11 protein-coding genes are annotated in these 11,798 nt (G+C 66.0%); 4 read left to right on the top strand and 7 right to left on the bottom strand.

Annotation, left to right across the window (positions count from 1 at the left end; genetic code table 11):
- Together ORS3428_RS03495 and ORS3428_RS03490 are read right to left on the bottom strand one after the other, a co-directional pair.
- Nucleotides 1-1,619, bottom strand: a 1,619-nt coding sequence (locus ORS3428_RS03495) for an ABC-F family ATP-binding cassette domain-containing protein (protein WP_071094606.1), incomplete at its 3' end; no start/stop codon positions are given.
- A gap of 139 nt (nt 1,620-1,758) precedes the next feature.
- On the bottom strand, nt 1,759-3,312 hold the full coding sequence (locus ORS3428_RS03490) for a flavin-containing monooxygenase (protein ID WP_071094604.1): 1,554 nt from the start codon (nt 3,310-3,312) through the stop codon (nt 1,759-1,761).
- Between the two features lie 161 nt (nt 3,313-3,473).
- On the opposite strand from ORS3428_RS03490, the gene ORS3428_RS03485 reads away from it, so the two are divergent.
- Together ORS3428_RS03485 and ORS3428_RS03480 are read left to right on the top strand one after the other, a co-directional pair.
- Nucleotides 3,474-3,947, top strand: a complete 474-nt coding sequence (locus ORS3428_RS03485; RefSeq protein ID WP_071094602.1) for a hypothetical protein — start codon at nt 3,474-3,476, stop codon at nt 3,945-3,947.
- Nucleotides 3,944-5,287 carry a GAF domain-containing protein gene (locus ORS3428_RS03480; RefSeq protein ID WP_071094600.1) on the top strand — a complete coding sequence of 448 codons (1,344 nt, stop codon included), beginning with the start codon at nt 3,944-3,946 and terminating at the stop codon, nt 5,285-5,287. Before ORS3428_RS03485 ends, ORS3428_RS03480 begins: the two co-directional genes overlap by 4 nt.
- Nucleotides 5,288-5,324: 37 nt before the next feature.
- On the opposite strand, the gene ORS3428_RS03475 is transcribed toward ORS3428_RS03480, so the two are convergent.
- The 4 genes from ORS3428_RS03475 to ORS3428_RS03455 all read right to left on the bottom strand — a co-directional run bounded on the left by ORS3428_RS03475 (nt 5,325) and on the right by ORS3428_RS03455 (nt 9,192).
- Nucleotides 5,325-6,068 (bottom strand): 2OG-Fe(II) oxygenase, encoded by a 744-nt coding sequence (locus ORS3428_RS03475; protein WP_071094598.1) that lies wholly within the window; start codon nt 6,066-6,068, stop codon nt 5,325-5,327.
- A 284-nt stretch (nt 6,069-6,352) separates the two neighbouring features.
- On the bottom strand, nt 6,353-6,877 hold the full coding sequence (locus tag ORS3428_RS03470; RefSeq protein WP_071094609.1) for a hypothetical protein: 525 nt from the start codon (nt 6,875-6,877) through the stop codon (nt 6,353-6,355).
- Nucleotides 6,878-6,882: 5 nt separating this feature from the next.
- The gene (locus ORS3428_RS03465; RefSeq protein ID WP_071094596.1) at nt 6,883-7,305 is read right to left on the bottom strand and encodes an OsmC family protein; all 423 of its coding nucleotides are present in this window, start codon (nt 7,303-7,305) and stop codon (nt 6,883-6,885) included.
- A 354-nt stretch (nt 7,306-7,659) separates the two neighbouring features.
- On the bottom strand, nt 7,660-9,192 hold the full coding sequence (locus ORS3428_RS03455; RefSeq protein ID WP_071094593.1) for an acid phosphatase: 1,533 nt from the start codon (nt 9,190-9,192) through the stop codon (nt 7,660-7,662).
- 361 nt (nt 9,193-9,553) lie between these two features.
- Here ORS3428_RS03455 and ORS3428_RS03450 point away from each other — a divergent pair, with 361 nt between their 5' ends.
- Both ORS3428_RS03450 and ORS3428_RS03445 read left to right on the top strand, forming a co-directional pair.
- Entirely contained in the window at nt 9,554-10,801 is a 1,248-nt protein-coding gene (locus ORS3428_RS03450; RefSeq protein WP_071094592.1) for a cytochrome-c peroxidase, read from the top strand.
- Nucleotides 10,802-10,957: 156 nt separating this feature from the next.
- A complete protein-coding gene (locus tag ORS3428_RS03445) occupies nt 10,958-11,152 on the top strand; it encodes a hypothetical protein (protein ID WP_131802832.1) in 195 nt (64 codons plus the stop codon).
- A gap of 93 nt (nt 11,153-11,245) precedes the next feature.
- Here the strand turns inward: ORS3428_RS03445 and ORS3428_RS03440 are convergent.
- Nucleotides 11,246-11,798, bottom strand: a 553-nt coding sequence (locus tag ORS3428_RS03440; protein WP_071094588.1) for a dihydrofolate reductase family protein, incomplete at its 5' end; no start/stop codon positions are given.

The raw sequence follows: 11,798 nt of genomic DNA, 5'->3' as shown, positions 1-11,798 counted from the left end.
CCCCTCAGCCCCGGCGCCTCGTGTCCGGTCCTCGCGACATATTCGGTATACCCGCCGCCATAGGTGTGGATGCCGTCGGGGGTGAGCTCCAGGACGCGGTTGGAGAGTGCTGCCAGGAAGTGGCGGTCGTGCGAGACGAAGAGCATGGTGCCCTCATATTGCGAGAGYGCCTCGATCAGCATCTGCTTGGTCGCCATGTCGAGATGGTTGGTCGGCTCGTCGAGCACCAGAAGGTTGGGCGGATCGAACAGCATCAGCGCCATTACCAGCCTGGCCTTCTCGCCGCCCGAGAGCACGCGGCATTTCTTCTCGATCTCGTCGCCGGAGAAGCCGAAGCAGCCGGCCAAAGCCCTGAGCGGCGCCTGGCCGGCCTGCGGGAAATTATCCTCCAGCGTCTGGAAGACTGTGCGCTCGCCGTCGAGTAGCTCCATGGCGTGCTGGGCGAAATAGCCCATCTTGACGCTGGGACCGCGCGCAACTGTCCCCTCGTCCGGCTCAGAGGCGCCGGCGACCAGCTTGAGCAGCGTCGACTTGCCGGCGCCGTTGACGCCCATCACGCACCAGCGCTCGCGGCGGCGGATCTGGAAGTCGAGGCCGGCATAGATGGTGCGGTTGCCGTAGGACTTGTGGATACCCTTCAAGGTCGCGACGTCCTCGCCGCAGCGCGGCGCCGGCTGGAACTCGAAGGCCACCGTCTGGCGGCGCTTCGGCGGCTCGACGCGGTCGATCTTGTCGAGCTTCTTCACCCTGCTCTGCACCTGGGCTGCATGCGAGGCGCGCGCCTTGAAGCGCTCGATGAAGGCTATCTCCTTGGCGAGCATCGCCTGCTGGCGCTCGAACTGTGCCTGCAGCTGCTTGTCGGCCAGCGCCCGTTGCTCCTGGTAAAATTCGTAATTGCCGGAATAGGAGGTGAGCGCGCCCGCGTCGATCTCGATCACCTTGGAGACGATGCGGTTCATGAATTCGCGGTCGTGCGAGGTCATCAGCAGCGCGCCGTCATAGTCCTTGAGGAATTTCTCCAGCCAGATCAGGCTTTCGATGTCGAGATGGTTGCTCGGCTCGTCGAGCAGCATGACGTCGGGCCGCATCAACAGGATGCGGGCGAGCGCGACGCGCATCTTCCAGCCGCCCGAGAGTTTCGCGACGTCGCCGTCCATCATCTCCTGGGAGAAGCCGAGGCCGTCCAGAACTTCCCGCGCCCGGCCGTCCAGCGCATAGCCGTCGAGCTCCTCGAAGCGATGCTGCAATTCGCCGTAGCGCTCGATGATGTGGTCGATCTCGTCGGCGCGGTCGGGGTCGCCCATGGCGTGCTCGAGCTCGCGCATCTCGGCGGCCACCGCGCTCACCGGGCCGGCACCCTCCATGACTTCCGCCACGGCACTCATGCCGCCCATGTCGCCGACATCCTGGCTGAAATAGCCGATGGTGACGCCGCGATCGATCGAGACCTGGCCCTCGTCGGGCTGCTCCTGACCGATAATCATGYGGAAGAGYGTCGTCTTGCCGGCGCCGTTCGGGCCGACGAGCCCGACCTTCTCGCCCTTCAGCAAGGCGGCCGAAGCTTCGATGAAGACGATCTGGCGGCCGTTCTGCTTGCCGATGTTTTCGAGGCGGATCATGTTTTTAGGGGAGTAAGTCAGTAGGGGAGTAAGGGAGTACGGCCAATAAGCGAATGCGGCGGACAAGGGAACCCCCTATCCGCCGCCTCGAAGCAATCGTAGCCCTACTCCCCTACTCCCTTATTGCCTACTCACTTGATCATGCCGCCTCGCCGACCGGCGCGAGCACCACCTGCTCTACCATCGCCCAGCGCGCCGCTTCGTCCGGCGTCATGTCGTTGGAGGTGATCGCCCCGAAAGCAGCCGCGGCCGCCTCGGTGCGGGCGGGCGCGTCGGCGCGCCTGTCGGGTCCCTCCAGTCGGAAGGAGGCCGGCGACAGCGGCCCGAACATCAGCGCGCGCTTCAGCTCCGGCCAGCGGCGCGGGTCCGGCTCGGCGCCGGCCAGGCGGGCGAACAGCACCGCCATGTCGTGCATCAGCACCTGCGGCGGGCCTTTGCGCGCCGCGCGGCTCGCCGCGAGCCGCTCGTGGAGTTCGGCGCGCGACGGCGCGGCAATCCGGCCCGACCAGACATAGCTCAGCCAGCGCGCCTGCAGTTCCAGCACCGGCAGCATCGGCCCCACCTGATCATAGAGGCCGATGAAGGCCAGCCCTTCGAGGTCCGGATGGAAGGTGTGGTCGGCAAGAGTGGCATGCACCCCGTCGAGCTCCAGCGCCTCGGCGATGTCGCGGCCGAGGAAGGGCAGCGACAGCTCATAGCCGGTGCCCATGATGATGGCGTCGACCTCCTGGCTGGTGCCGTCGGTGAAGCGGACCGTTCGGCCCTCGACGCGCTCGATCCAGGGACGCGGCGTAATGCGGCCTTCGGCGACCAGCGGCAGATAGTTCTGCGACTGGGTGAGCCCGGCGACGAAAATGTTGTCGTGGGGACGCGGCGCGCCGAACTGCTCGGGACTGCCAGACGTGCCGACGACGAAATCTTTCAAGCCCGCGGACAGCATCTCCGGCGGCGTCACCGGCCCGGCAAGGGCAGCAAAGCGGGTGAAGGCGCGATGGTCGGTCGGAACGCCGGAAAGCAATTTATGCAGCACATAGCGCTGGCGCCGATTGGCGACGCTGACCTTCGCAGCATCGCCCACCGCCAGCTCCGAGGCGATCTCCAGCGCGCTGATCGAGCAGCCGGTAACGAGCACCGAAAGGCCGTGATAATCGGCCGCCCCCCGATAATCCATGCTGTGGCGCACGCCGCCGCTACCGGCAAAGCCGGCCAGGCCTTCGACCTTCGGAAGATGCGGGCGGGTCTGGCGGCCGGTGGCAACCACCACGCGTTCGAAGCGTTCCGCCTGCAGCGCGCCGTTGACGCGCGAAGTGACCAGCCAGCCGCCCTTCGGATGCCGCTCCAGCCGCTCGACCGGCGTCGAGGTGCGGATGCGCGGTGCAACGCCCGTCGCGGCCGCGTAGCGCTCGAGATAGATGAGTATTTCGGCCTGCGTCGGATAGACGGAAGTGCCAGGCGCATGGTCGAGGTCGCTGAAGCAGCTCAGCACCCGGCTGGTGTTGGTGCGCATGCCGGGCCATGTGCCGCTCATGGACTGGCCGGCATTCCACTGGCCGCCGAGTTTTTTGGCGGCCTCGAAAACGATCGGCTCGAAGCCGTTGCGGCTGAGCCATGCGGCGGCGGCAAGGCCGCCCGGCCCGGCGCCGATGACGGCGACATGGTTGGCCGAATGGATTTCAACATCGGAAGAAGTCATTCTAGGGCCCTCCTGTTTCGGACGACTGTCCTGGGATGGCCCGCCAATAGCGCCGCGCCGCACGCATCGCCTCCTAAATGCTTCCTAAGCGCGGCCCGGTTTTCCTAAAAAAATACTATGGTTATAAGGAACTGCTGAAACGGGGGCTGACTGACCGGCGGATGACACTGGACGAGGAACTCGCCRACTTCATCGAAAGTCCGGTGATGATCATCATCGCCACGCGCGGCGCCGACAACATTCCGGAGATCGGGCGCGGTGTCGGTATCGAGGTCGATCGCGCCACAGGCATGATCGGGCTGCTGATGTCGGCCTGGCAGTGGGCGGAGGCCACCGCCAATCTCGAAGCGTCAGCGCCCGTCGCCATTACGCTGTCGCGGCCGTCCGACTATGTCTCCTACCAGCTCAAGGGCACAGTGACGGCCAAGGAGCCGGCCGGCCCGAACGACGAGGCGCGCGCCGGCCGCTACATCKCCTCCATCACCTCCGTGCTCGGCGGGCTTGGGCTCGAAACGATGCTGGCCGAACCCTGGCTGACGGACCGCGAGCTGGTGCACATCAGCGTGGCGCCCGGGCAGCTGTTCTTGCAGACGCCGGGTCCGCAGGCCGGACGCCTCATCAAGGCCGACGCATGACCATCGCACTCGCCGATCTTTCCTCCTGCTTCGAAGGCGTCATCCCCTCCATGATCGCCACGGTCGCGGCGGACGGAACGCCCAACATTTCCTACCTCTCGCATGTCGTGCGCGTCGACGACGACCATGTCGCGCTGTCCAACCAGTTCTTCTCCAAGACGGCGGCCAATGTGCGGGTYAATCCGCGCGCGGCCCTGCTGGTGGTCGACGCGCTGAACGGCATGCAATACCGGCTCGACATCRCCTTCGAGGAGAGCCGCGAGGCCGGGCCGCTGTTCGAGCGCATGGCCGCCGACCTCAAGGCGGCGAGCCTGCAGATCGGCATGGGCTCGGTGATGCGGCTCAAGGCCATCGACGTCTACCGGGTGCTCGCCATCCGCAAGGTGCGCTCGCCGGTGATGCGCGCAGCAACCGCTTCAGACATTGCAGGCGAGCGGCTGAAGGGCCTCGGCAGGCTTGCTTGCGTGCTCGCCGAGGCGGAAGACCTCGGCTCTCTGCTCGAAGCCGCGCTTGCCGGGCTCGGCGAGGAATTCGGCTTCGGCACGGCGATGATCCTCGCCTATGACGCGGCGCGCGAGAAGCTGACTACGATCGCCAGCGCCGGCTATCGCCCCAGCGGCATCGGCTCGGAGGTTGCGCTGGGCGACGGCCTGATCGGCACGGCGGCGCTGGAGCGGCGAAGCCTGCATATCAGCGACATGAGCCGCACCCGACGGCTGGGCGGCGCGATCGAGGCAAGCAGCGCGGGCGAAAACCGCACACGCACCATCCGCCTGCCCGGCATGCCGGATGCGATGAGCCAGCTTGCCGTGCCGTTGCTGGCGCAAGGGCAGCTCAAAGGCGTGCTGGTGATCGAGAGCGAGAGGCGCCTCGCCTTCTCGCCCGATGACGAGCTGGCAATGGGCGTGCTTGCCCGACAACTGGCCATGGCGCTGTCGCTGACAGAAAGGGACCCGCCCGAGGCTCCGTCGGGCGGGACGTTCGAAGGCACCAGGCGGCAGGCTGAAGGCCCGAGGTTCCGCGTCGTCCATCACGCGGCCGATGACAGCGTCTTCATCGAGAACGAATATATCGTGCGCGGCGTGCCGGGCCGGCTCCTGATGAGCTTCCTCAGGACCTATCTCGGCGAGGGACGGCGCGAATTCTCCAACAAGGAGATCCGCGCCGACGCCAGCCTGCGCCTGCCCGATTTCAAGGACAATCTGGAGACGAGGCTGCTTCTGCTGCAGCGGCGCCTGCAGGAAAAGCAGGCGCCGGTGCAGGTGGAGAGGCCGGCGCGCGGGCGCATCCTGCTCACCGTTTCTGGGCAGCCGGTGATCGAGCGCGGCAGCGAGGGGTAGAGCCCCCTACCCTCCAGGGGAGGGCAAAGTCCGGCCATCACTTCGCATCATGGAAGATGATGCCGACGGTGTGCCGCCGCCCCGAACGCAGGCGGCTGACGCCGTGGCGCAGGTTGACGCGATAGTACCCCTTCGTGCCCTGCACAGGCCGGTTGTGAACGGCGAAGATCACCGCGTCGCCGCGCTTCAGCGGCACGACCTCGGCGCGGCTCTGCATGCGCGGGCGCTGTTCGGTGAGCACGAACTCGCCGCCGGTAAAATCCTCGCCGGGCTCCGACAAGAGGATCGCCACCTGCAGCGGGAAGGCGAGCGCGCCGTAGAGGTCCTGGTGCAGGCAGTTGAAGTCGCCCGGGCCGTATTGCAGCAGCAGCGGTGTCGGCTTCGTCTGGCCTTCGTCGTGGCAGCGTTTCAGGAAGGCGGCGTGATCGACAGGGTAGCGAAGCGCGGCGCCCATCTTTTCGTTCCAGTCGTTGGCGACGCTCGCGAGGCGCGGATAGAACGCGGTGCGCAGGCCCTCGATCAAGTCGGGCAGCGGATAGCGGAAATAGCGGTACTCGCCCTTGCCGAAGCCGTGACGGGCCATCACCACATGGCTGCGGAAATGCTCCTCGTGCGGATAGAGCGCGGCGATTTCGGCRCATTCGTCGGGCAAGAGTAGGCCCGGCATGACGGCGCAGCCGTTGGCGTTGAGTTCGGAGATGAGTGCGCGCCAGTCCTGCGCGGCGACGCGGGATTCGGCCGAGCGGGTCGCGCGCTTGGTGTTGAGTGAATGGACGGTCATGGGCGCCTCCTTTGATGCCATCAAAGTGGGGCGAAGGAGACGAGGCGGCCACCCGATTCCTGCGGAGGTGGGCGCCAACGACGGAACTGCTGATCTCCCCCCTTCCGGGGGAGATGGCCGGCAGGCCAGAGGGGGGTGCGAAGGAATGCAAACCTCTCCGGCTTGTCCTTTCCAAGCGAAGCAGCTTGGGGAAGCTATCGCTATTTGCGCGGATAGGCAGGCGGGACAGCGCCCCCTCTGGCCTGCCGGCCATCTCCCCCACAAGTTGGGGGGAGATCGCGGCTTCAACGCTTCCGATACCTCTCGAGCTCCGGATCGAGATCCACCTTCACCGCATTGGTGAACATGCAGGTCGCCACCATAATGCCGGCGAAGGCGGTGAGGTTGACGAGCAGCGTCTCGTCATAGCGCGCCTTGAGGGCGGCCCAGGTTTCGTCAGGGACGGCATTGGCATCGGCGGCGACCGCCTTGCCGAAGGCAATCAGCAGTGCCTCGTCGGCGGTCGGCTCGATCGCGTCGGGATCGAGGCCGTTCTCGATCAGCGCGCGGCGGAAGAAGGTGACCGGTATTTCGGCGCGCAGCGTCTCGGAAATCGCCTTCGAGAACAGCCAGATGGCCCGATCGTCGAGCGTGGGCCGCAGGAGATCRCGCAGCGTGAACCATTCGGCATAGATGCGGTGCGCGGCCGGCGAGTGCAGCAGGATGCGCTTCATGTTGGTCATGCGGCCGCGCAGCGCGAGCTCCCGATCGTGCTCGGCGCGGACTTCTTTAGGAGCCGTCGCGTAGTCGATCGGTGAAAGATGCGCCATCGCCTTCACCCCAGCGTCGCGTGCAGCGCGGGCGCGCCGCGCAGCGTGTTGGAGACCGTGCAGATCGTCTCGGCATCCTCAACGATGCGCTGCCTGGTGGCCGCGTCAAGGTCGCCCGCGATCGCCAGCCTGACGTTGAAGGTCTCGACCCGCGAGGGCTCGTCCTTCGCCTTCTCGCCGCTGACCTCCGCCCTTACCTCGCCGAGCCTGTCGGCAACGCCGAGGCGGGCGGCGGCGATGCGGGCGCTGAGCACGATGCAGGCGGCCAAGGAGGCGTAGAGCAGATCGAGCGGGTTGAAGCCCGGCGCGCTCACCGAGGTCACCACATCGACCGCGCCGCCGGTCGGCGTCGTCACCGCCGGCAGGCCGCCCGGCGGGAGGATGGCGAGTGCGCCGGTTGTGCGGGTTCTGAGTTTCAGTTCTGCCATCCCATGGCCTCCGATTTGGCGGTCATTGATAGCGGACGGGGATTGAGGAGGACAACCGGGAAGGTTCGCACTGCCCCTCACCTGCCTGCCGGCATCCTCTCCCCGTATAGTGACGGGGAGAGGGACGCTGTCGCCGCTGATTTCGCCAATCGTCAGCGTTGCAGGAAAAGCGCCGAGGTTGCCGCCAGCCCCCTTCTCCCCGTCACTATACGGGGAGAAGGTGCCGGCAGGCGGATGAGGGGCGGCGCGGCACTGGTCAGTTTGCGCTGACGCCCTACGAAGGCCCCCTCTCCGGCCGCTTCGCGGCCACCTCTCCCCCACCCTTGGCGGGGGCGAGGAACCAGAGGCTCAGGCCTACTTCGWCAAATCAAGCGCCGCCGTCAGATCGCCCATCGGCGGCTCGCCGTTGTTGGCCAGCGCTTTGTCGCGGACGAGAAGGCCGGGCAGCACCGGCAAGTCGTAGCGGGCGGTGATGAAGCGCAGGATCGAGGTGGTGTCGTACTGCGTGTGGTCGACCGTGCCCATCTTGGCATAGGGCGAGATGATGAAGGCCGGGATGCGGTTGCCCGGGCCCCAGCGGTCGGCCTTGGGCGGCGCGACATGATCCCAGAAGCCGCCATTCTCGTCATAGGTGACGACGACCAGCATATGCGCCCATTGCGGGCTCTTCTCCAGATGGGCAACGATGTCGGCGAGGTGCTGGTCGCCGCTGGTCACGTCGGCATAGCCGCCATGCTCGTTGAGGTTGCCCTGCGGCTTATAGAAGGTGACCGCCGGCAGCTTGYCGTCGTCGACCGCCTTGATGAACTCGACCCCGTCGAGGCCRCCGTCCTTGAGGTGTTCGGCCCGCGCGGCCGTGCCCGGCGCATAAGCTGCGAAATAGTTGAAGGGCTGGTGGTGGAACTGGAAGTTCGGCACCGGCGTGGCGTTCTTGCCGTCGAGCGCCGCCTGCCAGGCGCCGGCATACCAGGCCCAGGAAATCCCCTTCAGCGAAAGCAGATCGCCAATGGTGATGTCGTGCTGCGGCGGCAGGGTGGTCGGCGCCGCCGGATCGGCGAGCGCCTTGTCGCCGCCCGCGGYCGGCTTGTTGGCGCTTGGCTGGTAAGGCGGCTRCATGGTGTTGACGGCGTAGAAGTCGGGCGTGATGGCGCCATCATTGACGAATTTCGGYGCGCCGGCGAGTGCCGAGGCCGGCGAGTTGTCGGCCGCCTTCAGCGTCATGCCGTCGGGCTCGACGACGGCGATCTGGCCCTTCACCGGGCTGGTATCGGCATGYGGGTAGAAAGGCACGCAAGCGCAGGCCAGCATGAAGTGGTTGAGGAAGGAGCCGCCGAAGGCGCCCTGGAAGAAATTGTCGGCAAGCACGTATTTCTTGGCGACTACCCACATCGGCAGGGCCGAGCCGTCATAATGGCCCATGACCAGACCGCCGGAATCGGCCCAGGCGGCGAACTTGTCGTTCTTGCCGCCGTCGATCTGCATCTGCTCCTCGTAGAAGCGGTGCCAGAGGTCGCGGGTAATCACCCCGGTGCCCTGGTTGAAGCCCTTGGGGTCGTCGATCGAGAAGGTGGCATTGGCAAGATGCGCCGTCTGCGCCTCGGTGACAGCAGGTGTCACGCCCTTGCCGGTCAACCCGCCCCACGCCGGCGGCAGCTCGGCAAGCGGCTTGCCGTCGCGATCGAGCTGGCGGGCCTGCTCGGCCGAGACATTGGCCAGGCCGTTGGCGCCGGGGAAGCCGCCATAGAGGTTATCGAAGCTGCGGTTCTCGGCGTAGATCACGACGACGGTGTCGATCTTGTCATAGCCGGGAGGGGCCGCCTGGGCGGCAACGCTGAGCGATGCCAGCGCCGAGGAGGCGAGGCAAAGGGAGAGGAAAGACCGGATCATTTGGGGATGCCTCGTGGCTGGGAAATGGCTGGAGAGCGAGGCGACGCTAGGACCGGCGGTTGTCAGCTTTGTGACAAGGCGCCTTATCTCCCCCCTTGTGGGGGAGAAAGCATTTTCCCGCACTTGCGAGTGGGCTTGTCCCGAGCAAGTGCTTGGAAAATGCCAGAGAGGGGATTTCGTAGGGCGCAAACCCACCACTATTTCGTAGGCTGCCGCTTTTCCCCTCTCTTGCGATTTCTAACACTTAGCCTTCGGCTAAGATGTTGAAATCGCTTTCTCCCCCACAAGGGGGGAGATAGAGCGGCGTCATCAATCCGTAGCAATGCACCCCTACGCAAAGGGCAAAACGGACTGCCTGACCATGCCACGGTGGAAATCCGCCACACTCGCCGCATTTGCCGGCATCGCCATCCTCTGGCCCGCCGACGGCCTGYCGGCGGGCAGCGTTCATCCCGGTCCGATGTCGCGCGCGGAAGCTTTCGCGCGTGCCGAGGCGCTGACGGCGCTTGGGCGGAAAATGTTCTTCGACCCTGGGCTGTCGGCCTCGGGCCGGCAGGCCTGCTCGTCCTGCCACGATCCCAACCATGCCTTCGGTCCGGCCTCCGCCTCCCCGGTCGAGATGGGCGGGCCCGACCTCGACCGGCCGGGCCTGCGCGCCGTCCCCTCGCTGCGCTACCTGCAGGCGTCGCCCGCCTTCAGCGAGCATTTCTACGACTCGGAGGACGAAGGCGACGAGAGCGTCGACAATGGGCCGACCGGCGGGCTGACCTGGGACGGCCGCGCCGACCACGGCAAGGACCAGGCGAGGATCCCACTGCTCTCGCCCTTCGAAATGGCCAACAAGGATCAAGGCGCCGTGGTCACGGCTCTGCGCAAGGCGCCCTATGCCGACGCCTTCAAGGCCGCCTTCGGCGCCGATGTGTTCGACCACCCGCGGGACGCCTTCGACGCCGCCGTCGAGGCACTCGGCACGTTCGAGCAGAGCAGCTTGGACTTCTATCCCTATTCCAGCCGCTACGACGCGTTCCTCGCCGGCAAGGCGACCTTGACCGCGCAGGAGCTGCGCGGCCGCGCGCTGTTCGAGGATGAGGCCAAGGGCAATTGCGCGAGCTGCCATCTGAGCGAGCCCGCCAATAACGGCTTGCCGCCGCAATTCACCGACTACGGCCTGATCGCGATCGCGGTGCCGCGCAACCCGGCTATACCCGCCAATGCCGATCCGGCCTATGTCGATCTCGGCCTGTGCGGGCCGCTGCGCACCGACTTGAAGGGCCGGTCCGAATATTGCGGCCTGTTCAAGACGCCGACGCTGCGCAACGTGGCGCTGCGCAAGAGCTTCTTCCACAACGGCTATTTCCACACGCTGCGCGAGGCGGTCGCCTTCTACGCCAGCCGCGACAGCGATCCCGGCCGCTGGTATCCGAAGAACGCCGACGGCACGGTCAACAAATTTGACGACCTGCCCAAGGCCTACTGGGGAAACCTCAACACGGACCCGCCCTTCAACGGCAAGAAACCCGGCGACAGGCCGGCGCTGACCGACGCCGAGATCGACGACATCGTCGCCTTCCTCGGCACGCTGACCGACGCGGACCAGGTGGGGCAGTGAGACAGCCGAGACTCCCTGCCTGATCGGATTTAGCGGGTTTGCCCTTCGGCATCGCACCGAAGTGATCGAACGAACGCGGCTCCCTGTGTGGGCCAGATCACAGCATCGCCATGAAATACCTGCTATATTATGTATTCTTCATGGATGGAGTCTCACATGAGATTCGTCGCGGTGCAGGAGCCGACAGGCAGTTGGACGGTGTTCGATACGGCCAGTGAGGAACCTGCCGAATTAGCAGGCCGCGTGCTCATCGGTCTGACCTTGCATGAAGCCCATCGGCTCACGGCCGTGGTCAACGATGAAGCCGGGTGCGGGGAAACCAAAGGATGCGGAGAGCATCCGGCCTTGTAAGCCAGGACACCGGATCTCACCGTCCGCCAGGAAAAGCGCAGGCGAACAAGCGGTTGGGGCGGCGTGCTGCCAGATCGATTCAGCCGCGCTTCCCTAGCTGGCCTTCCCTGGCGCGTAGCGGTTGACCACCATGCCGCAGGCATAGGCTTTCGAGCCGATGAGCTTCAGCCTGGCAAAGCCGCCCTGGTCGAAGATGCGGCGGCCGGCGCCAAGCACCGCCGGATTGACGAAGAACTGGAACTCATCGACCAGCCCGGCGGCGATCAGCGCTGAGGCGAAGCCGGCGCCGCCGAACACGGCCATGTTGCCGCCCTCGCCCGCCTTCAGTGCGCCGACCTCGCGCGGCAGGTCGCCGCCGGCGACTCGCGTGCGCTCCCATCGCGAGGCCTTCAGCCTATCGCTCAGCACCACTTTTTGCGCTTCGACGATACGGCGGGCGAAGGCATAGAAGCGATCCTGCGGATACTTCCTCGCCGCATTGCTCCAGTGGCTGAGATAGCCCTCCTCGGCCATCTTGCGGCTCAAGAGAATCGTATCGACGGTTTCGAAGAAGGCGTTGAAGTCTTGTTTCAGCTCGTCGTCCCACTCGCTCTCGTCGCCCCATTCCCAGAGCTGCCAGCTATGGCCGTCATCGGCGCCGACGAAG

The sequence above is a fragment of the Mesorhizobium sp. ORS 3428 genome (assembly GCF_001854785.1).
Lineage (GTDB): Bacteria > Pseudomonadota > Alphaproteobacteria > Rhizobiales > Rhizobiaceae > Mesorhizobium.
The sequence above is the reverse complement of the archived record's forward strand: the minus strand, read 5'-3'. Positions and strand labels throughout refer to the sequence as shown.